Below are 22,009 nucleotides of genomic sequence, written 5' to 3'. Positions count from 1 at the left end.
CCGCACCTATTGAATTGAGAATTATTCTCATTAAGTGATCTCGCATGGCTCAAGCATTATATAATCTCACCGTAACAGCGACCAAGCGTGTCACCCCTTCCATGCATCAAATCACCCTTGGCGGTGAGGCCCTGCGTGACTTTCCCAAGGGACAGGATGGCGGCTATTTTAAGCTGATCCTTGAACCTGGTAGTGAGGGCAAAAAGGCGTTGATGCGCACTTATACCATCCGCCGTCAGCGTGAGACTGAGATTGATGTGCTTTTCGCGCTCCACGGCGGGCATGCGGCGGGGCCAGCGACAAGTTGGGCTTTGGGCGCGCAAGTTGGCGATCCCATGACCATTCGCGGGCCGGGGCCTGCTAAGCCTTCGCCCGAGACCTGCGGATTTTACCTTATCGCCGGCGACATGTCGGCGCTTCCTGCAATTACGGCGAACTTAGAAGCCATGCCGCGCGATGTGACAGGTGTAGCGGTTCTGGAGGTGCAGCATGAAGAAGATGCGATTGCTATTGATGCGCCTGAGGGCATGGAATTGTGTTGGATTTTGAACCCAGAACCGGGCCTGCATCCCTCGCTTCTTGCGGACGCTTTACGCAAGGTTGAGCTACCGGATTGCGAGCTTGCCGGATGGGCGGCGTGTGAGTTTGAGGGGATGAAGCTTTTGCGCTCTTTCCTTCGCGAGGAGGCGGGCGTTGCCCCTCACAACCTCTACACCTCCAGCTACTGGAAACTCGGCCTGACGGAAACGCAGCACAAGTTGGTGAAGCGCGAGGATGCCGAAGCGCATGAAGTGCCGATCCAATAAGGCGATGCGGCAGAGTGGGCTTTCCAATCACCCATTCGCGCATTAGCCTCGCTTCCTATGGATATGATCGAAATCGCTCGCCGGTTCTTCACTGCTTTGCAAGCCAATGACCTCGAAAGCGCGTCAGCCTTGTGTGCTGATACGTTTGAGGGCAGCCAAAATGGCGGACCTGCGATGGACAAGTCAACCTTGATGCAGTTCACAGGCGCGGTGCATTCGATTGTGCCTGATTTCCGTTATGAAAACGCGGTGCGCTGGCAAACGCAAAGCGGTTTTGTTGAAGAGCATGATGTGTGCGGCACGCTTCCGGATGGATCGACGTTTAAGCTGGTTCTGTGTGTTGTAGGCGAGGTTGCAGACGGCAAGATCACCCGCCTTCGCGAATATGTGGATACGGGCGCGGCTGCTGGTCTGTTAAAGGCGCTGCGGCCCGATTAACCCTCCTCAGGCTCGCGTGCCCAACCGGGTTTTGCAGGCTCTAGCCCTTCCAAAAACGCGTCCGCCGTATCGAGGTACTCGCGCTTCTTATCATCGCCCATCCGGTCCCATGTTGCGTAGATACGGCCGATACGGTGATTGCTTGAAAGGCGTTCGCGGTGGCGGTCCATAAAGTGCCAATAGAGCGGGTTGAATGGACAGGCATCCGGCCCGGTCTTCTGGCTCACCTTATACCGGCACTCTTTGCAGTAATCCGACATTTTGTTGATGTAATTGCCAGACGCTGCATACGGCTTGGTCGCCAGTTTTCCGCCATCGGCATAAAGGATCATGCCAGCAACATTGGGCAGTTCCACCCACTCAAAGGCATCGGCGTAAACGGCCAAATACCAGTCCTGAACATCAGCCGGGTTGATCCCTGCAAGCAGGCAGAAATTGCCGAGCACCATCAGCCGCTGAATATGGTGGGCGTGGGCGTTGTTGTGGGTGGAGCGGATGCAGTCCGAGAGGCACCGCATATCGGTTTTCCCGGTCCAGAAAAACTCTGGAAGAGGGCGGTGCGCGTCCATTTCATTGTCGGTTTTGAGCCCCGGCATAAAGTGCCAGTAAAACCCGCGTACATATTCGCGCCAGCCGATGATTTGGCGGATAAACCCCTCAACGGAATTCAAAGGCGCTTTGCCATCGTGGTACGCTTTTTCGGCGCGTTCACACAGCTTGATCGGATCGAGCAGCCCGCAATTGATGCTGGTTGAAAGCATCGAGTGGTAAAGGTCATCGGACCCGTACACCATCGCGTCTTGATAGGGGCCGTAGTTTTCAATCCGCTCCTTAAAGAATGCATCGGCGGCCTTCTCGGCCTCGGCAGAGGTAACGGGCCATTCGAAGGGTTCCAGCTTGCCGAAGTGATCGCCAAAACGCTCTTCGACCAGCTCTAATACCTCGCGGGTGATATCATCAGGCTTAAACTTGGGCACTTTTGGGAGGAACAGGTCATCGCCATCCAAAGGTTCGCGGTTTTCCGCGTCATAGTTCCATTTGCCGCCGACAGGTTTGTTGTCCTCGTCCATCAAAAGCCCGGTCTTCTTGCGCATTTCGCGATAGAAGTGTTCCATGGTGAGGGCTTTGCGCCCTTCTGCCCAGTCGCGAAATTCCGGTATTGCGCAGATAAAGCGGTCGTCGGTCAGGATATCCACGTCACAGGCGAATTTGTCGGGCCACTGGTCCATGGCCTCCTTAACTCGCCACTCGCCCGGCTCAACGACGCGGATTTGCTTAGGATCATACTGCTCAATCGCGCGCGCGACCTCGCCAGTGAAGTCGCCTGAATTGTCGTCATCATCAAGCTTTACGTAATCGACCTGCCAGCCATCTGCGCGCAATTCTGCTGCAAAATGACGCATGGCGGAGAAGATCAGCGCGATCTTCTGTTTGTGGTGCTTAACGTAAGTCGCCTCGTCCCAGACCTCCATCATCAGGACAACGCTGTCCTTTTTGGCGGCTCCTGTTAGGGACGCGAGCGTGCTGGACAGTTGATCACCAAGGACGGGAATAAGGGTTCGGCATGAAGTCATGTGCACGCTAACGCGCGCGAGCCTGATTTGTGCCGCTTATTTCTTGCCCGGAACAGGTGAAAGGCTACGCGAGACGGTGACGTTCTGGGGCGTTGGCTCAAATCCGAAATCACTCGTTGTGAAACCGGGGGGCGCGACAAACTCAAAGTTTGCAGTGCGCAGTCCCACAAGCTTTGAGCCTGAACAGCTGCGATTGTTGCGAAGGTGGCCATCCGCGCGGAAGGCCTCGATCACCGCCTCCTTTGTCTCGCGGAAATACACTTCGGGCGGATTGTGCCCGGCCGACGTGGTCAGCCAGCGATAAGGTAGAGGAGCGCGCCTTTGCACATACATCATCCACCACGAGGCGATTTCATCTGCATGAGCGGCGCGAATTTCCGGCGGACCTTTGATCTTGATCGGCTGCACCGAGCTCACTTTGTAACGATAAGTGTCGCAACCTGATGGCCCGACGGCCTGTTCAACTGCAATCATCACATACCAATCGCGTGGGCGTTGGCTATCGGCCTGATCCCATGACCAACTGGCGGTCTCTTCGGACGATCGTTCTTGCGCAATCACAGGCGCAGCGGATGCAGCGAGCGCTAAGGCGAAAACGGCGGACGCGGACTTGAACATTGGTTCCTCTGGCAAGGTTTGGACACGTATTCTTGCCTAATGCCAGAGGTGGGTGAGGAAAGTTTTAATGCTCGTGCACAGTTCCCAAATGCACCAATTCAGCGTCTTCATCGGCATCGTCAGCTATTGCGCCGGTTGATGCATCGTCCCCACCGCGCATCGCTTCAATGCGCGCCACCATTCGGCGACCGTATTCGGAGTTGTGTGGATCGGCGACAAGGTGGCTCACCAGGGACAAAGCGCGGTCAAAATTGCCGGATCTTGCGTGAAGCTGCGCCAGCATAACGCGCACATTCGTCACCTCAGGGATGGTGCCGAACACTTGCTCCAACGCTGGGATTGCGACCTCTGGCATTGGGCCGCCTTCACGCGCGAAGCTCTCGATATAGGTAAACAGCGCGCGGGGGTTATCCGGGTTGATCGTGTTCGCTTTGATCGCATGGGCCCTTATCGCTTCCCAATCGAGCTCCCCTTGCGCGATTTCAGGATGATCATCAGGCTCAAGCATCAAATGCGCCTTGAGGATGTGGCCCTCCTCGTGCTCTGGATCGAGTTCGAGCGCTTTGTCGATTGCCGTCATCGCAGCTGTGAAATCGAGCGTCTCATTCTCATGCGCGAGATTGCGCTCCGTGTTTGCAATCGCGACATAAATATCCGCGTTGCCCGGGTGTTTCGCAGTAAGCCCGATCAAATCGTTACGAGCGTCTTGGAGCTTATACTGGCGACGATTGTATAAACGCGCCTGCACCAACTCGCTTTCAAGCGCGTCGAGCTTTCGCACCGATATTGCTCCATCAATCGCAATGGGCTCAGGAGACCGGCGATATACCATTTTCCCGCGCCCATATCGCTCAACCGCTTTTTCAAGCGCTTTAAGATCCCCAAACGCTTCTTCTGCAGCCTCAATCGCATCCTCGCCTCTCGACAGCATCGCAAGATATCGCACCATCGACCGGTTTCGCTGTGGATCGGATATCAAATAGTGGGTGAGCGCCCACGATTGGGCATAAAACATGTACTGACCGTCCCTTGTCCGTGACCTTTCCGTGGGCTCAAGGATCTCTGTGAGCGGAAGATAATTGCCATTGAGGACCGAATAGGACCGGTGGTTTGCAGGTCTGCCCACGGTAAAGCTGTCATCATCGAAATCGGTGGTGGAAAGATACTCGGCAATCCCCTCCCGGTACCATGCCGGGTAAGAGGAAGGAAAATACCGGTACATCAAATGGTGGGTGTATTCATGGAACAGCACCACTTGGCCTGCCATCCGGCTAGACCCGGAGCGTTCGCGGTGGGCGACAATGTAAGAGCCATCGATGTTGCGGTTGTAGAAACCGGCGACACCATCGCTTGAAGCAAGGGCTGCGACCTGATTTTGGCTTCCGACGATGTAGATGTCGATCTTGTGCGGATGGTCCTCGCGCGGGATGCGAAGCAAGCGGCGCATAAGCGCATCGAGCCGCTCCAAGTCAGTCGCTGCTTTCTCTAGGTTTTTGGTGGGGCCATTGCTGTAGACGGTAAAGTGCTTGGTATCTGCGCGCGACCATCTTTGCGCATGAGCCGCGTCTGCCACAAAGAACAACAAAAGCAGCGCAGGCAAAGCCATGCGGAAAAACGCAGTCATTTCGTCAGCCCCCAAAGTAAATCTTGGAGGAAGAGGATGCCAACAACTTCCAATGTAAACAAGGGTGTTCTTACACGAAACTGTAGGGGTCTATATCGACACCCACGCGCACTCCGGGCGGGAATTCTTGGGCGGCGAGCCAGTCTCTGAGCGCTGCTTGAAGGTTAGCGCTGCGCCGCGCATTGATGAGAAAGCGATAGCGGTAGCGGTTCCGCAAAAGCGCCATGGGGGCGGGCGCGGGGCCTAAAATCATCACATCGTCAAGATGAGGGCGCGCGTGGCCCATGCGCGTCGCGCTATCGCGCACTTCGCGCTCGTCTTCGCTTGACAGGATGATCGCGGCCCACCGGCCAAAGGGCGGGGCCCCTGCCTCGCGGCGCGCCTCGGTTTCGGCCTCGTAAAACCCATCGCGGTCGCCATCGGCTAGGGCGGCGATAACCGTTGCCTCGGGGTGACGCGTTTGGATCAGGACTTCGCCCGGTTTTGAGCCCCGGCCTGCGCGCCCTGCGACCTGTGCGACCTGTTGGTACGTGCGTTCGGCAGCTCGCAGGTCTCCGCCTTCGAGGCCTAGATCAGCGTCCACCACACCCACAAGGGTGAGTTCTGGGAAGTGGAAGCCTTTAGTGACGAGCTGCGTGCCAACGATGACGTCGATAGCTTTGGCTTCGGCCTTGGCGATGAATTCGGCGGCGCGTTCGGGGGAGCCGAGGGTGTCGGAGGTTGCGACAGCAACCCGCGCATCGGGGAAGCGTTCTGCGACCTCATCCGCGATGCGTTCTACACCGGGACCGCAGGCGACTAGGCAATCGCTTTCACCGCATTCGGGGCATTGCTCAGGCACCGGTCCCTCAAGCCCGCAATGGTGGCAAGAGAGGCGGCGGGACAGGCGATGTTCGACCAACCAAGCGCTGCAATTGGGGCATTGGAACCGGTGCCCGCAATTGCGGCAAAGCGTGAGCGGTGCGTAGCCACGGCGGTTGAGGAACAAGAGCGATTGTTCGCCTGCCTCCAGCCGTTTTTGCAGCGCCTCCACAAGCGGCTCTGCCAGCCAGCACCCTGCGCCGGGTTTATACTCGGTGAGGTCGATGAGTTTGATCTCGGGGAGCGTCGCGCCGCCAAATCGGCTGGGGAGCTCCAGCTTGGTGTATGTCCCGCTGTTGGCCATGTGGAGGCTCTCAAGCGCTGGTGTTGCGCTCGCCAGAACCACAGGGATTTTCTCAAACCGCGCGCGCATGACCGAGACATCGCGGGCATTGTAGCGCACGCCGTCATCCTGCTTGAAGCTGATCTCATGCGCCTCATCGACGACGATAAGGCCAAGGTTTGCATAGGGGAGGAATAGCGCGGACCGCGCCCCAACGATGACCTGCGCAGAGCCCTCGCTGATCGCGCGCCATGCGCGGCGACGTTCGGTTGACTTAAGGGAGGAGTGCCACTGCACCGGCGGCGTGCCAAAGCGCTGCTCAAACCGGGTGAGGAAGTTTTCGGTCAGCGCAATTTCGGGGAGCAACACCAAGACCTGACGCCCCATGCGCAGCGCCTCGGCCACCGGTTCAAAGTAGGTTTCGGTTTTGCCCGACCCAGTGACGCCATCGAGCAAGAAGGGTTCAAACGCTCGTTTTTCAACCGCTTGCACGAGGGTCTTGGCAACGCGCATTTGATCGTCGGACAGGGCGGGTTGATGAAAGTCTGGATCGCTTGGTTCATGAGGCCGATCAATCGCCACTGTCACTGGCTCAATCACCCCTTGGTTTACAAGGCCCCGCAAGACCCCGGTGGACACTCCTGAAATGTCGGCAAGTTCGCGCAAAATGCCTTGTTCGCCTTGAAGAAGCTCAATCGCCGCCTCGCGTTGGGGCGTCATACGTTCAGGCACTGCGCCTTCGACCAGCCGATATTCGGTGGTCGTTGTCGGGCCACCCAAGGCGCCTCCGCTCGACAATACCATCCGGGCAACGCTTGCCAAAGGCGCGCAGTAATACTCAGCCGTCCACTCGATCAGGCGGCGAAGCGGGGCGGAGATCGGCGGAACCGGCACCACTTCGCGAAGCGCGCGAAGCTTGGACGCATCCACCTCAGCGCCCGGCAATCGCCCCTCATCCCACACGACCCCCGTCACCGTGCGCGGGCCTAGCGGAGCGACAACCACGCTGCCTGCTTCCACAGTCATTCCATTGGCCAACTTGTAATCAAGGGCCCCAAGTGCTGCATTAAGGACAAGAAGGCGAACGCGTTGCATCGCAAACATAACTATGCCGCGCGCGATGGATATGCCAGCTTGAGGAGAGGCAGATATGCACAAAGAACATCAAAGTCCGTTTGGAAGGCGTCAATTCCTGAGCGGCGGGCTCGTGCTTTCAGCCGCGCTCACTCTGCCAGCGTGCGCCAGTGTTCCTGGCCTTAGCCTAACCGAGGCGGTGCGCCGATTGCTCCTGCTTTCTAGTGAAAATGCGTTTGCTCGGCTGACGGCGCAAGGCGGGTTCTGGGATAGCCAAGTCGCACAGCTTGGCCTTGGCGATATGTTGGGATCGCGCGGTAGCGTTCTGACCCGCATTCTCACCTCGACTTTGGTAAAGGACCAATTGGAAGACGCTTTTGCCGACTTTGCCGTCGATGCATCCTTTAAAGCCGCTCCAATCGTGACCGAGGCTGTGCGCACTATCGGTTTTGCTAACGCTGTAGAATTGGTGCGCGGCGGGCCTAAAGCGGCAACGAGCGCGCTGCGCGGTGAGCTTGGCGGGCGCTTGGTCGAACAGATGGTGCCAGAGCTTGGCGATGCTCTTCGGATTGCGTCGAACCCTGCGGTTTCGCAACTGCTGCGCGAGGTGAGCGGGGCCGATATCAGCGGCATTGTCCAAGGCTTTGCGGGCAATATCGACGATGCCATCTGGAACGAGATTGGCTATGAGGAGGCGCTCATCCGCTCGAACCCCCAAGCCACCAATGACCCGCTTCTGATCGGTGTGTTTGGGTTAGGCCGCTCTCTATAGCGGATAAGAATTCCCCGAGCCTCTTTGCTCCTTCAGTTGCGAATCTTTTGTGAGATGGGCAAGCGGACACCGAAACACATTTGAGAAAGGCCGAGCTGATGAAATTCTTCGCCGACACCGCTGAGATTGATGCGATCAAGGACCTCGCTGCAACGGGCCTTTTGGATGGGGTCACGACCAACCCTTCGCTGATCCACAAATCGGGCCGCGACTTTATGGAAGTGACCAAAGAGATCTGCGGCATCACCGATGGCCCGGTGAGCGCCGAAGTCGTGGCGCTCGATCACGAAACGATGATGAAAGAGGCCGAGGTCCTTCGCAAAATCGCCCACAATGTCTGCATCAAAGTGCCGCTGACTGTTGACGGCCTCAAGACCTGCAAGGCGCTGACGGGCGAGGGCACGATGGTCAATGTGACCCTGTGCTTCTCAGCGAACCAAGCGCTGCTTGCGGCGAAAGCGGGCGCAACGTTCATCTCGCCTTTCGTGGGCCGTCACGATGACAATGGCTTTGATGGCATGGACCTTATCGAAGATATCCGCTTGATCTACGACAACTATGGCTTTGAGACCGAAATCCTTGTCGCCAGCGTTCGCCACGTCACCCACGTGCTCGAAAGCGCGAAGATCGGCGCAGACGTCATGACCGCGCCGCCCAAGGTGATCCATGCATTGTTCAACCATGTGCTCACCGACAAAGGCATCGAAGGCTTCCTCAAGGATTGGGAAGCAACGGGGCAGTCGATTATTTGACCTCCGTGATCTCCTGCGAAAGCAGGAGTCCAACTCCTGAAGCTTCGATGATGGACTCCTGCTTTCGCAGGAGATCACAAGTTGCTAATGACCCACGCGATGTCTGAAGAAACTCCCCTCGATAAATTCAAACAAGCGCTCACCGGAGCCTCCCGCGCCATCGCTCAAGACGCAGAGGTCGAAGTTGCGTGGAGCGCCGATGTGCCCGGCGCGTCTGGCAACCGTTTTAGAGTGCCATTGCCAGGCCGCGATTTGCCGTCTGAGCAAGTAAGTGAAGCGCGCGGCTTTGCCGATAGCTTCGCGCTGAAACTGCGCCACCATGATGCAGGGCTCCACGCCGTGAACGCACCACCTGAGCCGGTCGCGCGCGCATGCTTCGATGCGATTGAGCAGGTGCGCTACGAGGCGCTGGGCGCAAACCGCTTCGACGGGATCAAGGCAAACCTCGACGACGCAACCGAGATGCGCCTCAATTCCGACGGCATCACCCGCGCGCAAAACGCCTCCGAAGTGCCGCTGCAAACCGCGCTAGCCCTGATGGTGCGTGAGGAGCTCACCGGAGAGGCCATCCCAGACCGCGCTGTGACGGGCCTCAGCCTTGTGCGCGAGGCAATTGAGAAGGCGGTGGGTGGCGATTTGTCCGCGCTTGCAGATAGCCTTGGAGACCAAGAAGCCTTCCAGAAACTCGCGCTCGATATGCTGCGCGACCTCGATCTGACGCGCCCTACCGAAACGCCTGACGAAACCGACGAGGACGATTCCGACGAGGACGATGGTCAGGACGAAGAGGACGCTGGCGACGAGCAGCAAGAGGGCGAGGCCGAACCCGACGCCGCCGATGTTGCAGGCGAAATGCAAGAGGGCGAGGCTGACGGTGACACCGAGGCCGAGATGCAGGGCGATGAGGACTTTGAGGAAGGGGAACCCGGCGAAGATGGCGATGCCTCCAACGCGCCCACACGCCCCAATCGCCCCCAAGCCGACATTCCCGAAGGTCTCGACTACAAGGCCTTCACTGAGAAATTCGACGAGGAGATCGAAGCGCCAGAGCTTTGTGATGCCGAGGAACTGGACCGCCTGCGCGCCTATCTCGATAGCCAGCTAACCGGGCTTCAGGGCGTGGTGACAAGGCTCGCAAACCGCCTCCAACGCCGCCTGATGGCGCAGCAAAACCGCAGCTGGGACTTTGACCAAGAAGAGGGCGTTCTGGACGCAGCGCGCCTGTCCCGCGTGATCGTCTCGCCTGGTACCGCGCTGTCTTACAAGGTCGAGCGCGATGTTGAGTTCAAGGACACGATTGTGACCTTGCTGATCGACAATTCGGGCTCGATGCGCGGGCGGCCGATTTCGATTGCCGCGATCAGCGCCGATATCCTTGCGCGCACGTTGGAGCGCTGCGGCGTGAAGACCGAAATCCTCGGCTTTACGACCAAGGCGTGGAAAGGTGGGCAGAGCCGTGAGGCGTGGCTTGCCGATGGCAAGCCGCAGGGTCCGGGCCGCCTCAACGATCTTCGCCACATCATTTACAAGCAGGCCGACGAGCCATGGCGCCGCGCGCGCCGCAATCTCGGCCTGATGATGCGCGAAGGGCTGCTCAAAGAGAACATCGACGGCGAAGCGCTTTTGTGGGCGCACTCGCGGCTGGTCTATCGCCCCGAAGAACGTCGCATACTGATGGTGATTTCCGACGGCGCACCGGTGGACGATTCGACGCTCAGCGTGAACTCAGCCGGCTATCTGGAAAGCCACCTTCGCGGCGTGATCGACTGGATCGAGAATGTCAGCCCTGTGCAACTCGTCGCCATCGGCATCGGCCACGACGTAACCCGCTACTACCGCCGCGCAGTGACGATCATGGACGTCGAGCAACTTGGCGGTACGATCATGGAGCAGCTTGCAGAGCTCTTTGAGGATGAGAAGGGTGTGAGGCGGCGTTAGGTCATGGCAATTGGAATCATCGGTTTGGGTGCCGCTATGGTTGTTATGGGCGTGGGTGCGGTGATCGCTCCACAGACGCTCATCACAGAATCGAAGCGCAATCATGCTCGGCGCTTAAAGGAACTCGATGAGGGTGCGCCAGAGGCCTATTTTGAAGAGAGACGCGAACTCGAAGCCTATCAGCCCAGATTTGATCTTAGCCATAAGACCATTCGGCGATTGGGGGCTTTAGCGGTAGTGTTAGGTACGGCGGCAATATTCGCTGGACTGGCCTAAATTTGGTCAAATTCATCGCGCGCAAAACACTACCATTTCGCCTTCCCAACACGCGCGGTCCCGAGTGCTGCGACGCACGTCGAAGCGCTCGGTAACAAAGGCGTCGCCGTAGATTTCCAGAACGCCGATCCCTTCGCCGGTTACATCAAGACCAATTTGGTTGATGTTCTCTAGATAAGGCCCGTCGAGGCTGGTGGTGACAAAGTCTCCGCCTGATTTGGCCCTAAAGGCGCATGCCCCGTCATATTCGCCCACCGGCGTGCTGAAATAGCATGCGACCCTGCGTCCGCCTGATTGGCCGCCCGATTGACCACCGCGCGGTGCTGCGGAAACGCTTGGCGGTGGGGCGAGTTCGGGCTCTGGTTCAGCTACCACCTCGGTTGGCGCGGCGTCCGGTGTCTCACTCGCTTGGGCTTCGGGTTCTTCGGAAGCAACAAGCGGCGGGGTTTCGCCAGAAGGTGTCTCGCCGCCAGAGGAACCCAGCATAAACGCGCCAACACCCACAATCGCGAGCGTGGCAATCCCAATCCCTGCAAACAGCGGCCACTTCGATGGGGTGGAGGCCTCAGCGACCGGCTCGGGTGGAGGAGGAGGCGGGGGTGAAGGTGGTGGGGCAACACTTGCCGCTGTCGCTGCTCCGGCAACAGCCGCCCCAGCGCGCTCTCCGCACAAATCTTTGAGACTCGCCAGAACCTTGCGCCAGCCGGTGTGGTCGTCTTCGCCCTGCCAATCGCCAATGTCTGCGAACTGGATCTGGTTAAACGGCAAAGGCGGGATTATGTCGCCGAGCGCTGTTTGAATAAGCTTCTTCTGATTGCGGGCAACGTCTGCTTCGGCGCGCACCCATTCGCTTGCCGATGCCGTTTCAGACCACACAACAATTGCCGCTTTTGCCGAGCCGATCTTCTCTGTGATCACATCGCCATAGCTTTTGTGTGGCGGCAGTTCTGCGTCCCACCAAACGTCGTATCCCGCCGCCTCGACCTTTTGCGCGAGGCGTGCGACCGCTTCTTTGTCATGGCGCGAATAGGAAATGAAAACGTCAGGCACTGATCCCCCCGGCAATGCGTTGCGGGCATCACAATAAGCGGTAGGGTGTGGTTGATGCAAGCGGCTTGCTCTTAAAGCCGCGGAGCATTAGCACTGCGCTCATGAATGTAACCGAAGCTGTAACCAGCCGTCGCTCTGTGCGCATGTTCACCGACCAAAAAGTCGAGCTTGAAACCATCCGGCGTGTGCTCGACACCGCGCGTTGGGCCGCTTCAGGCTGTAATTTTCAGCCTTGGGAAGCCGCTGTTGTCACCGGGGAGTCGCTTAAAGCGCTCCAGGCCAAGATCATTGAAAACGGCCCGCAAAAGCCGGAATATGACTGGACGGCTCCAGAACAAGAAGACGCCTATAAGTCGCGCCTTCACGCGGTGGGCGCTGGGATGTTTGGCGCGATGGGGATTGCGCGCGACGACACCGAAGCACGCATGAAAGCCATGGCTCGCAACACCACCAGTTTTGACGCGCCAGTGGTCATGTTCACATACTTCCCGCGTTTTATGAAAGAGCCGCAATGGTCGGACACCGGCATGTGGCTGCAAACGGTGGCGCTGCTTCTTCGCGAAGAGGGCCTCGACAGCTGCTATCAAGAGGCGATGGCGATGTACGCGAACACGATCCGCGATCACCTTGGCCTCGATCACGAGCGCTACATGCTCTTTTGCGGCATGGCGATTGGCTACCGCGATCCCGACGCACCGCTCAACAATTTTGAGCGTGAGCGGGTGCCATTGGACGAACATGTCAGCTTTCACGGCTTTGAATAGTTGACCATGCGGCGCGCTCGCATAAAAGCGCCCAACCATGTCTGAGCTTAAACTCTTCAACTCGCTGACCCGCGAAACTCAAGCCTTTGTCCCCGTTCACGAAGGCGAGGCGCGCGTCTATTCGTGCGGGCCAACGGTCTACAACTATCAGCACATCGGCAATATGCGCGCCTATGTGTTCGCCGATACGCTTGGCCGCACGCTTCAGTATAAGGGGCTCAAACTCACCCATGTGATCAACATCACTGACGTCGGACACCTTACCTCTGATGCGGATGAGGGCGAGGACAAGATGGAGAAAATGGCTGCCACCCAAGGCAAGAGCGCCTGGGATATCGCCGCCTTTTATCAAGCCGATTTTGAAGCCGATCTGGCGCGCCTGAACGTCCAACAAAAGCAGCACCCGCGCGCCACCGAATATGTTGAAGAAATGATCGCTTGGGGCAAAAGCATGGCGGACAAGCACTGCTATGAGCTCGAAAGCGGTCTCTATTTCGATATCTCGACCGTCGCGGATTACGGCAAGCTTGCACGTGCCGTCACCGAAGAAGGTGAGGGCCGGATTGAGAAGCTTGAAGGCAAACGCAATGCGGGCGACTTTGCGATTTGGCGCAAAACCCCGGCGGGCGAAACGCGCCAAATGGAGTGGGATAGCCCATGGGGCAAAGGCGCGCCCGGCTGGCACCTTGAATGCTCGGTCATGGGCGAGAAGCTGCTTGGCTTCCCCTTCGACATTCACACCGGCGGGATTGACCACCGCGAAATCCACCACCCCAATGAAATCGCGCAAAACCAAGCGTTCTCATGCTGCGGGGGTGAAGGGCTTAACGAAGCGCGCAATTCGGGCGCCAACATTTGGATGCACAACAATTTCCTTGTCGAGCGGTCTGGCAAAATGTCGAAGTCGTCTGGCGAGTTTCTGCGGCTGCAATTGCTCGTCGACAAAGGCTTTCATCCGCTAAGCTATCGCTTGATGTGCTTGCAGGCGCATTACCGCTCTGAGTTGGAGTTCTCATGGGAAGGGCTCGAGGCGGCGCTTACTCGTTTGAAACGCATGGTGATGGCGGCGGAGCGTTTGAAAGATGCGGCAAGCCAGCCGGTGGCGGAGCATCAGAAATTTGCAGCGTCCCTTGCCAAGTTTGACGACGCAATCTCAGACGATTTGGGCACACCGGTCGCGCTAACCGCTTTGGAAGACGCCTTAGCGGTAAAGAAGGTCGCGCCTGAGATTAAGCGGGCTGTGGTCGAGCATATGGATGCGGTTCTTGGCCTGCAGCTGTTTGAACTTACCCGTGAAGAACTGCGCATCCGCCCTGTCTCCGCCGAAATCAGCGAGGATGAGATTGAAGACGCGCTTGTCCGCCGCAAAGCTGCGCGCGCCGAGAAGGACTTTGCCGCCTCTGACGCGATCCGCGATGAACTTGCTGTCAAAGGCGTGGACGTTATGGACGGCGATCCGCTCGGCTGGGATTGGAAGTTGGACATCTAAATTATACGTCACCCCGGACTTGATCCGGGGTCCAGCTTACTACTAACCCGAACCCAAGAAGCTGGATGCCGGATCAAGTCCGGCATGACGATAAGAGAGATTTCAATGACCAAACTCGCTGCATCTGGCCTCATCCGCCCCCTCCTCGAACCCCAGCTTCCCAAAGACCTCGAAGTCAGTTGGTTTATGACCCACGAGGAAGCCCTCGAAGCGGTCAAGGGCGCGGAAATCGGCTGGTTCGATATGAACGAGAAGCCTGCGATGGCCGCAGCGCTCCACGCAGCCACCGATCTCAAATGGCTCAATTCCATCTACGCCGGGCTCGATTTCCTGCCGATGGATGTGCTGATTGATCGCGGGATTACGGTCACCAACGGCGTTGGTATCAACGCGATCACCATCGCCGAATACACCATCATGGGTATGCTCAATATCGCCAAAGGCTACCGCGAAGTCATGCGCGCAGCTGAACGGCGCGAATGGTTGTTCGATAGTCCCGGCAAGCGCGAACTCGCAGGCTCAAAGGCACTGCTTCTTGGCTACGGAGCGATTGGCAAACTCATCAAACCGCGTCTTGAAGCCTTTGATGTGGAAGTCACCGTCGTGCGCCGTTCTGGCGGGGACGGCGTACTCACCCCAGATGAGTGGCGCGGCAAATTGGGCGAGTTTGACTGGGTCATCTTGGCCGTTCCCTCAACGCCTGAGACCGCGAACATGATCGGCGCGGATGAACTTTCTGCGATGAAACGCGAGTGCGTGCTGGTGAACATTGCCCGCGGCGAAGTGGTCGACCAGCCGGCCTTGATCGAAGCGCTTAAGAGCCGCTCAATCGAAGGCGCGTTTCTTGACGTGGCCACCCCCGAGCCGCTGCCTGAGGACCACGAACTCTGGACCCTCGACAACGCGCATATCTCAATGCATCTCTCTGGCCGCGCTCAGAACATGATGTTTATCCGCAGCGCTGAGCGGTTCCTTGAGAACCTGCAAAAGTACCTTCGCGGTGAGCCTGTCGCCCCGATTTTCGACCCTAAATTGGGCTATTAGCCCCTCTCCCAATTGCAAAATGTGCATTGTGCACTTGGATTCTGGCGGATTCCTGCAATACAGGGTCTCGCAAGTGGTTCATGAGAGCTGCGAAGCGCGAACTGTGGGGGGCATGGTTCATTCTGGTTAGGTCTGCGCTCGGCAGAATACCGCCCTTCCTTAGAACGCATGATTTTTGCGGGCGTGTAACCGTGTGTTTCACTCGCCCAACGGGGGGAATTTGCGAATATGACCGATACCAAAAAAGCGTCCGACGTTTTCATCGAATGTCTGGAAGCAGAAGGCTGTGAGTACATCTTTGGTGTGCCGGGCGAAGAGAACCTCGATTTTCTCGATTCGCTGGGCCGCTCGGATAAGATCAAGTTGATCCTGACGCGCCACGAACAAGGCGCTGGTTTTATGGCGGCGACTTATGGCCGTCACACCGGCAAAACCGGCGTTTGCGTTGCAACGCTTGGGCCGGGTGCAACGAACTTTGTGACCTCTGCTGCCTACGCTCAGCTTGGCGGGATGCCGGTTCTGATGATCACCGGCCAAAAGCCGATCAAAAAGTCGAAGCAGGGCCGCTTCCAGATCGTCGATATTGTTTCCCTGATGGAACCTGTCACCAAATATTCAATTCAGATTGCAGCCGGAGACAATATCCCCAGCCGCGTGCGTGAAGCCTATCGCCTCGCCGAAGAGGAAAAGCCCGGCGCGACTTTGATCGAGCTGCCCGAAGATATCGCAGAAGAGCCCACGACTGACTGGCACCCGCTTCCCAAAAGCGTTGCGCGCCGCCCATCGGCTGAAGCGAAAGCGGTTCGAGCGGCGGTCGAGGCGATCGAGAAGGCGAAGAACCCGATTATGGTCATCGGCGCTGGCGCCAACCGCAAGACAGCTGGCCGCATGCTTGAGCAATTGGTTGAGAAAACGGGCATCCCCTTCCTAACCACGCAAATGGGCAAGGGTGTGATTGACGAACGCCATCCCAAATTCCTAGGCTGTGCCGCGCTTTCGGCAGGCGACTTCGTTCACCGCGCGGTGGAAGCGGCAGACTGCATCATCAATGTTGGCCACGACGTCATCGAAAAGCCGCCGTTTTTCATGCACGACAACGGCGTCACCGTGATCCACGTCTCGACCAAGACGGCAGAAGTTGACCCCGTGTACTTCCCGCAGATCGAAGTCATCGGCGATATCGGCAATGCAATCTGGCAGATGAAAGAAGACATCTCGCCAAACCGCAGCTGGAATTTCGACCAAATGCTGAGCTACCGCGCTGCAGAAGTTGCTCACACAGAGCCGCTCGAAAACGATACGCGTTTCCCGATCTTCCCGCCGCACCTTGTAAAACAAGTGCGCGATTGTGTGCCGCACGATGGCATCATTTGCCTCGACAACGGCGTTTACAAGATCTGGTTTGCGCGTGGGTACACCGCCTATCTGCCCAACACGGTTCTGCTCGACAATGCGCTTGCGACCATGGGTGCCGGCCTGCCGTCTGCGATGATGAGCGCCATGCTTTATCCTGATCGCCATGTGATGGCAGTGTGCGGCGACGGCGGCTTTATGATGAACAGCCAAGAGCTTGAAACCGCGGTTCGTCTCGGTCTCAACATCACCGTGCTGATCCTCAACGACAGCGCTTACGGCATGATCCGCTGGAAGCAGGCGAATATGGGCTTTGAGGACTTTGGCCTTACGTACAACAATCCAGATTTCGTCAAATATGTGGAAAGCTACGGCGGTCATGGTCACCGGGTGGAGAGCTCTGAGCACCTAACCCAAGTGTTGGCACACTGCCGCGATACGCCGGGCGTGCATCTTATTGATTGCCCGGTTGATTATTCGGAAAACGACCAAATCTTGAACCACGACATCAAGAAACTGAGCGCCGAGCTCTAAGCTCGCACACGCTCTCATCAGGAGATGACGATGAAGACTGTGGTCAACCCTTTCGACCTTTCCGAAATCGGGCAGGTGCCTGAGGCCGAGTGGGACGAAATCGACGCCTTTCTGGCTCGTGCGCATGAGCTTTCCGAGGACCGCTCGACTTGGATGAAAACGCATGAGCGCGCGAGCATCCTCGAGAAGGTTGTGGAGATCATGAAGGATCGGCGCGACCATCTGGCGTTTCAGATCGCCAATGAAGGCGGCAAGCCTTTGATCGATGCTCGCGTTGAGGCGGACCGGGCGATCAAGGGCGTTGAGCTTTGCATCGAGGACCTTGGCAATGTGCGGGGTACGGAAATCCCCATGGGGCTGAGCGCTTCGGGCGATGGGCGGTTTGCTTGGACCACGCGTGAGCCAATCGGGCCGGTGGTGGCGGTTTCGGCCTTCAACCACCCGCTCAACCTCATCGTACATCAGGTTGCGCCAGCCGTGGCGACCGGGTGCCCCGTGATCGTCAAGCCTGCTAGCGATACGCCGCTGTCGTGTTTTGAATTCATCGACATCCTGCACGAGGCGGGTCTTCCCAAGGAGTGGGCTAAAGCGGTTGCGCCTTCGCGTGAGGCGTCTGAGAAGATGGTGACCGATCCGCGCGTCGCCTTCTTCACCTTCATCGGCTCGGCAGGCGTTGGCTGGGGTCTTCGATCCAAGCTCTCACCCGGCACCCGGTGTGCCTTGGAGCATGGCGGGGTTGCCCCAGTGATCGTCGATGCGACAGCGGACCTTGATGCAGCGGTGCCTGCCCTGATGAAGGGCGGGTTCTACCACTCAGGCCAGGTGTGCGTTTCGGTTCAACGTATCTTCGCGCACTCTTCCATCGTCGATGAACTCTCTTCGCGCATGGCGGAAAAGGCCAAGGAATTGAAAGTCGGCAATGCAACCGCCGAGGATACCGAATGCGGGCCGCTAATCCGGCCTGCCGAGACCGACCGCGTGGCCGAATGGGTCGAGGAAGCGCGCGACGGTGGGGCGCAGGTCCTGTGCGGGGGCGAAAAGCTCTCCGACACGACCTATGCGCCCACCGTGCTTTTGAACCCGCCCAAAGACGCGAAGGTCTCGACCAAGGAAGTGTTTGGACCCGTGGTCTGCATCTACACCTATGATGACGTGGATGATGCAATTGCGCAAGCCAACAGCCTTGACGTGTCCTTCCAGGCGGCGGTGTTCACCAACGATCTCAAGGGCGCAATGCACACCTATCGCAACATCAACGCCTCGGCCGTGATGGTGAACGACCACTCTGCGTTCCGCGTGGACTGGATGCCGTTTGCCGGGCTGAAAACATCAGGCCACGGCACCGGAGGCATTCCTTACACGATGCACGAAATGACGATTGAAAAGATGATCGTAATTAACGGGTGATGTTTTGGGGGAGAGCCTCAGCTCTCCTCCAGCAGTAACAACACCGCAGTAATCGTCAGCCGTTCGTGCATGCCGAAGCGGTGATCGACCTCGCGGATGCTCGCATCGGCGACCAATTGGCCGGGGATAGCGAACTCATGCTCAGGCAGGATTTCCATCAGCTCTTCGCCCTGCGCCACCGCCTCTGCGCCTTCAAAACGCAAAGTGATCTCGTGGCGCGTTCCGGCAAAGGTGATTGAACTCCACGCCTTTTCTTCGTGGCCAACGCAGGTGCCCACGCCTCCAGCAAGCTCAAGAAGCGCCGCACGCAAACGATCCGCCGTGGTCCGGCGCCCACGCATGGGGTGAGGGCCGTTTTTGGCTTTGGGTTGAGCAGATTTGGTTTCCAGCGGAGGGCCGCCCAACAGCGTGCCCAGTGCGTTGCCAAAAGGCGCACCAGCGATGGTTTGCGGATCAAGCAGCATAACGAAATCCCTTCACTTCGATTGCGGGCATGCCATTGGCGGCCACGCGGAAAGAATGCGGGCGCGCTTCAAAGCAGTGCCCGGCGCTGTATTCTTGCATCCATTTGAGCGTGCGCGCTTCGGTTTGCGGGCGCGGTATCCGGCCCATGCGAAGATCAAGCACAAAGCGCGGATCGTGCGCGGCAAGGCGGCCAAACTTGGTCGCGGCCATTTTGTGGGTTTGCAGGAAGCTTTCAACTTTTCGAATCAACATTTTGATCCCCTTTGTAGGTCCGTCCGGTGAGTTTCATCCATTTCACCGAGCTCAAGGCCTGCACCGCGAGATCGCTCGTTGTTCCTATAATGTTCCACTCCAATTCCTACTTGTCTAGGAAAAATCTTTGATGTAGGAAGGATTTGGTAAGGATGATTCCTACATTCTCACCGAAAGGGGTTTGAATATGAGCCAGTCAGATGCGCGTAACCGCTTGGCACAATTGTCAAAAGAACGCGGGGCAAGCCTTGCAAGCCTGTCAGAATTGCTCGGAAGAAACGCCTCTTACCTTCAGCAATTCATTAAGAAAGGCAGCCCGAGAAAGCTCGAAGAGGGGGATCGCAGGACGCTTGCAGAGTTCTTTGGTGTGGATGAATCGGAGCTGGGTGCGCCTGAGTCGGGAGCAAAGGAAAAATCCTATACTACGGTTCGCGCAACGCAAGGTACCGACTGGATCGACGTCCCGAGGCTTAATATCGGGGCATCAGCAGGGCCGGGTGCTATTCCGGGAAGTGAGGCAATGTTCGACGCCTTCCGCTTCTCGCGCCAGTGGATGGCGGAACAGGGGCTGGAAGGCGCAAAGCTCTCCGCGATCACGGTCGAGGGCGACTCGATGGAGCCGCTGCTTAACAATGGTGATGAAATCCTGATCGACACCGCGCCAAGGCCTTTTCGTGACGGGGTGCATGTGGTGCGCCTTGGCGATACGCTTATGGTGAAGCGTGTGGCGCAAGCAGGGGCAGGGCGCTTTTCGCTTCTTAGCCAGAATTTAGCGTATCCGCCGGTAGATGTGGCGGCGGATGAGATGGAAGTGATTGGGCGCGTGGTTTGGAAAGGCGGACGGATATGAGGTTCTTCGACGCAGTGCTTTGGGTGGCCATCGCATTCTTCAGCCTCATCTCCGTCATCATTCTTGTTGATTTACCTTCTGCTCTAGGAGCTCAAGCTTGCGGTTCCACTGGCGCAGGCCCCGATTGTTACCCTTGGGGCGCGCAAGGACCTGTTGCGGGCAATTGGCGGTATGCGAGCAAAGAGGCTTACTTAATGAGTGGCCTAGCGGTGGTTTTGCTTTCAGGGTTGGCCGTGGCAATCATGGTGCTTAGCCGTTCTGCCCGCACAATGCTTGCGCGGCTCATGGCAGGTGCAGTCATTATGGTTGCGGGTGCGATCCAGTTTTGGGGCTAATTAGGAGATGCCATCTTCACGTCCGTTCGTGCTGAGCCGGTGGCGCAGCGCCACCGGCTCAGCACGAACGGACGAGGGAGGTAAAAACTAACCCCGCCGCCGCTTCAGCCAATCCTTATGTGTCGCCTCGGTTTGACGCCATGCGGCGAAGACGGAGAGGTTCTTATCCGCCTTGCCCGTGCGCCCGAGCGCATAGATCTGGCCATAGAACCAGAATTGCACTGCAAAGCTTGCTGCTGCGCGCAGGGCCTTGATGCCGGTCAGGAACCGTAAGGGGGCGGGGAAGAGCGAGAGTTCGTCTTCATAGCGGTGCAAGGCTGCCTCGCCTTCGAGCAAGCGCTTTGGCCCATCCGGGTCTGCGCACAAGGGCCTCCCTAAGCCGATCAAATCCGCAGCGCCGCTTTCCAAGGCCTGTTCCATCGACGCTTTGCTGCGGAAGCCGCCGGTGACCATCAGCGGCACTTTGCACGCCTCTTTCATGGCTTTGGCGAAGTCCACGAAGTACGCCTCGCGCGCCGCGGTGGAGGCCTTTACATCGGGGTTTTCGGCTGGCTCCATTCCCTCAATGCCGAGAAGTTTGGGTTGCTCATACGTACCGCCTGAGACTTCGATGAGGTCTACGCCTAGTTCCTCAAGCCACGCGACGACTTGCACGCTGTCCTCAAACGCAAAACCGCCTTTTTGGAAGTCGGCACTGTTGAGTTTGACGGTGATGGGGAAGTCCGGCCCCACAGCCTCGCGTGATTGGCGGATTACCTCGGTGAGAAGCCGTGCGCGGTTCTCTAGGCTCCCGCCCCATTCATCGGTGCGGATGTTGGTGCGCGGGCTAAGGAATTGCGAGATGAGATAGCCGTGCGCGCCGTGGATTTGAACGCCGGTGAAGCCGACCTCTTTGCAGGTGCGAACCGCGCGAACGAAACTGGCGATGATCGCCTCAATTTCGTGGTCCTCCAGCGCGACCGGTTCACCAAACTGTCCCCCGGGGATGCCGACCTTGACGGCAGAAGGAGCTTTTGGACGCGGGTTGACGATCTTGAAGCACTGGCGTCCCGCATGGCTGATCTGTGCCCAGAAGTGGTTGCCGCCCGAGGTCCCTGCTGCTGTCCACTCGCGAAACTTCGCGCGTTCGTCTTCGGAAAGTTCGCGGTCGATGATGACATTGCCGGGGCGCTCAAGGTGGTCGGCGCCGATTTGGATATTGCCCGAAAGAAGCATCCCCGCGCCGCCCTCTGCCCAAATCTTATAGAGCCGGGTGAGTTCGCGGGTGGGGAGGCCTTGCGGATCGGCAAGCCCCTCGGTCATCGCTGCTTTAGAAAGCCGATTGGGCAGCACCGCGCCGCAGGGTAGTGTGAGCTTTCTCGCGAGTGTCATTGTTTTGCTTCTCTCTGTTTCGCCTAGTCATAGCGAATGGGTCTTCGAATGAAACCTACTTTTAGAAGCGCGGCTGGTG

Annotated in this window: 21 protein-coding genes; 13 read left to right on the top strand and 8 right to left on the bottom strand. The window is 58.0% G+C overall.

The window, feature by feature from the left end; genetic code table 11:
* Positions 1 to 44: 44 nt before the first annotated feature.
* Positions 45 to 806 (top strand): siderophore-interacting protein, encoded by a 762-nt coding sequence (locus AC0V61_RS01215; protein WP_486155436.1) that lies wholly within the window; start codon positions 45 to 47, stop codon positions 804 to 806.
* Positions 807 to 869: 63 nt separating this feature from the next.
* Entirely contained in the window at positions 870 to 1,244 is a 375-nt protein-coding gene (locus AC0V61_RS01210) for a nuclear transport factor 2 family protein (protein ID WP_486155435.1), read from the top strand.
* Here the strand turns inward: AC0V61_RS01210 and AC0V61_RS01205 are convergent.
* From AC0V61_RS01205 to AC0V61_RS01190, 4 genes are all read right to left on the bottom strand, one after another.
* Positions 1,241 to 2,818 (bottom strand): cryptochrome/photolyase family protein, encoded by a 1,578-nt coding sequence (locus AC0V61_RS01205; protein ID WP_486155434.1) that lies wholly within the window; start codon positions 2,816 to 2,818, stop codon positions 1,241 to 1,243. The two genes, AC0V61_RS01210 and AC0V61_RS01205, sit on opposite strands and share 4 nt — an antisense overlap.
* Positions 2,819 to 2,854: 36 nt before the next feature.
* The gene (locus AC0V61_RS01200; protein WP_486155433.1) at positions 2,855 to 3,436 is read right to left on the bottom strand and encodes a hypothetical protein; all 582 of its coding nucleotides are present in this window, start codon (positions 3,434 to 3,436) and stop codon (positions 2,855 to 2,857) included.
* 64 nt (positions 3,437 to 3,500) lie between these two features.
* Entirely contained in the window at positions 3,501 to 5,060 is a 1,560-nt protein-coding gene (locus tag AC0V61_RS01195) for a tetratricopeptide repeat protein (protein WP_486155432.1), read from the bottom strand.
* A 70-nt stretch (positions 5,061 to 5,130) separates the two neighbouring features.
* Positions 5,131 to 7,299 carry a primosomal protein N' gene (locus tag AC0V61_RS01190; RefSeq protein WP_486159417.1) on the bottom strand — a complete coding sequence of 723 codons (2,169 nt, stop codon included), beginning with the start codon at positions 7,297 to 7,299 and terminating at the stop codon, positions 5,131 to 5,133.
* 55 nt (positions 7,300 to 7,354) lie between these two features.
* Between AC0V61_RS01190 and AC0V61_RS01185 the strand changes: the two genes are divergently transcribed.
* The 4 genes from AC0V61_RS01185 (at position 7,355) to AC0V61_RS01170 (ending at position 11,016) form a co-directional block, all read left to right on the top strand.
* On the top strand, positions 7,355 to 8,050 hold the full coding sequence (locus AC0V61_RS01185) for a DUF4197 domain-containing protein (protein ID WP_486155431.1): 696 nt from the start codon (positions 7,355 to 7,357) through the stop codon (positions 8,048 to 8,050).
* 98 nt (positions 8,051 to 8,148) lie between these two features.
* Positions 8,149 to 8,802 carry a fructose-6-phosphate aldolase gene (fsa, locus tag AC0V61_RS01180; RefSeq protein WP_486155430.1) on the top strand — a complete coding sequence of 218 codons (654 nt, stop codon included), beginning with the start codon at positions 8,149 to 8,151 and terminating at the stop codon, positions 8,800 to 8,802.
* Between the two features lie 99 nt (positions 8,803 to 8,901).
* The gene (cobT, locus tag AC0V61_RS01175; RefSeq protein WP_486155429.1) at positions 8,902 to 10,740 is read left to right on the top strand and encodes a cobaltochelatase subunit CobT; all 1,839 of its coding nucleotides are present in this window, start codon (positions 8,902 to 8,904) and stop codon (positions 10,738 to 10,740) included.
* Positions 10,741 to 10,743: 3 nt separating this feature from the next.
* A complete protein-coding gene (locus tag AC0V61_RS01170; protein ID WP_486155428.1) occupies positions 10,744 to 11,016 on the top strand; it encodes a hypothetical protein in 273 nt (90 codons plus the stop codon).
* Between the two features lie 12 nt (positions 11,017 to 11,028).
* Here AC0V61_RS01170 and AC0V61_RS01165 read toward each other — a convergent pair whose 3' ends face one another.
* Positions 11,029 to 12,066 (bottom strand): toll/interleukin-1 receptor domain-containing protein, encoded by a 1,038-nt coding sequence (locus AC0V61_RS01165; protein ID WP_486155427.1) that lies wholly within the window; start codon positions 12,064 to 12,066, stop codon positions 11,029 to 11,031.
* Positions 12,067 to 12,167: 101 nt separating this feature from the next.
* Here AC0V61_RS01165 and AC0V61_RS01160 point away from each other — a divergent pair, with 101 nt between their 5' ends.
* The 5 genes from AC0V61_RS01160 (at position 12,168) to AC0V61_RS01140 (ending at position 18,657) form a co-directional block, all read left to right on the top strand.
* A complete protein-coding gene (locus AC0V61_RS01160; RefSeq protein WP_486155426.1) occupies positions 12,168 to 12,830 on the top strand; it encodes a nitroreductase in 663 nt (220 codons plus the stop codon).
* A 37-nt stretch (positions 12,831 to 12,867) separates the two neighbouring features.
* Positions 12,868 to 14,319: a cysteine--tRNA ligase gene (gene cysS, locus AC0V61_RS01155; protein ID WP_486155425.1), complete on the top strand. Its 1,452-nt coding sequence runs from the start codon at positions 12,868 to 12,870 to the stop codon at positions 14,317 to 14,319.
* Between the two features lie 105 nt (positions 14,320 to 14,424).
* Positions 14,425 to 15,363 (top strand): D-2-hydroxyacid dehydrogenase, encoded by a 939-nt coding sequence (locus AC0V61_RS01150; RefSeq protein WP_486155424.1) that lies wholly within the window; start codon positions 14,425 to 14,427, stop codon positions 15,361 to 15,363.
* 228 nt (positions 15,364 to 15,591) lie between these two features.
* Positions 15,592 to 17,250 carry an acetolactate synthase large subunit gene (locus AC0V61_RS01145; protein WP_486155423.1) on the top strand — a complete coding sequence of 553 codons (1,659 nt, stop codon included), beginning with the start codon at positions 15,592 to 15,594 and terminating at the stop codon, positions 17,248 to 17,250.
* 30 nt (positions 17,251 to 17,280) lie between these two features.
* Positions 17,281 to 18,657: an aldehyde dehydrogenase family protein gene (locus tag AC0V61_RS01140; RefSeq protein ID WP_486155422.1), complete on the top strand. Its 1,377-nt coding sequence runs from the start codon at positions 17,281 to 17,283 to the stop codon at positions 18,655 to 18,657.
* 17 nt (positions 18,658 to 18,674) lie between these two features.
* Here the strand turns inward: AC0V61_RS01140 and AC0V61_RS01135 are convergent, their stop codons facing one another.
* Complete coding sequence (locus AC0V61_RS01135; protein ID WP_486155421.1) at positions 18,675 to 19,121, bottom strand: hypothetical protein; 447 nt, start codon at positions 19,119 to 19,121, stop codon at positions 18,675 to 18,677.
* Entirely contained in the window at positions 19,111 to 19,374 is a 264-nt protein-coding gene (locus AC0V61_RS01130; RefSeq protein WP_486155420.1) for a hypothetical protein, read from the bottom strand. The genes AC0V61_RS01135 and AC0V61_RS01130 overlap by 11 nt, the downstream gene beginning before the upstream one ends.
* 187 nt (positions 19,375 to 19,561) lie before the next feature.
* Here AC0V61_RS01130 and AC0V61_RS01125 point away from each other — a divergent pair, with 187 nt between their 5' ends.
* Both AC0V61_RS01125 and AC0V61_RS01120 read left to right on the top strand, forming a co-directional pair.
* Positions 19,562 to 20,224, top strand: coding sequence for a LexA family transcriptional regulator (locus tag AC0V61_RS01125; RefSeq protein WP_486155419.1), 663 nt, complete (start codon positions 19,562 to 19,564; stop codon positions 20,222 to 20,224).
* A complete protein-coding gene (locus tag AC0V61_RS01120; protein ID WP_486155418.1) occupies positions 20,221 to 20,559 on the top strand; it encodes a hypothetical protein in 339 nt (112 codons plus the stop codon). Before AC0V61_RS01125 ends, AC0V61_RS01120 begins: the two co-directional genes overlap by 4 nt.
* A gap of 87 nt (positions 20,560 to 20,646) precedes the next feature.
* Here the strand turns inward: AC0V61_RS01120 and AC0V61_RS01115 are convergent, their stop codons facing one another.
* Positions 20,647 to 21,930 carry an NADH:flavin oxidoreductase/NADH oxidase family protein gene (locus tag AC0V61_RS01115; protein ID WP_486155417.1) on the bottom strand — a complete coding sequence of 428 codons (1,284 nt, stop codon included), beginning with the start codon at positions 21,928 to 21,930 and terminating at the stop codon, positions 20,647 to 20,649.
* Positions 21,931 to 22,009: the final 79 nt, after the last annotated feature.

It is taken from the genome of Erythrobacter sp. JB1-4 (assembly GCF_057365025.1).
Note: the sequence above shows the minus strand (reverse complement) of the source record. Positions and strands in the feature narration are given on the sequence as shown.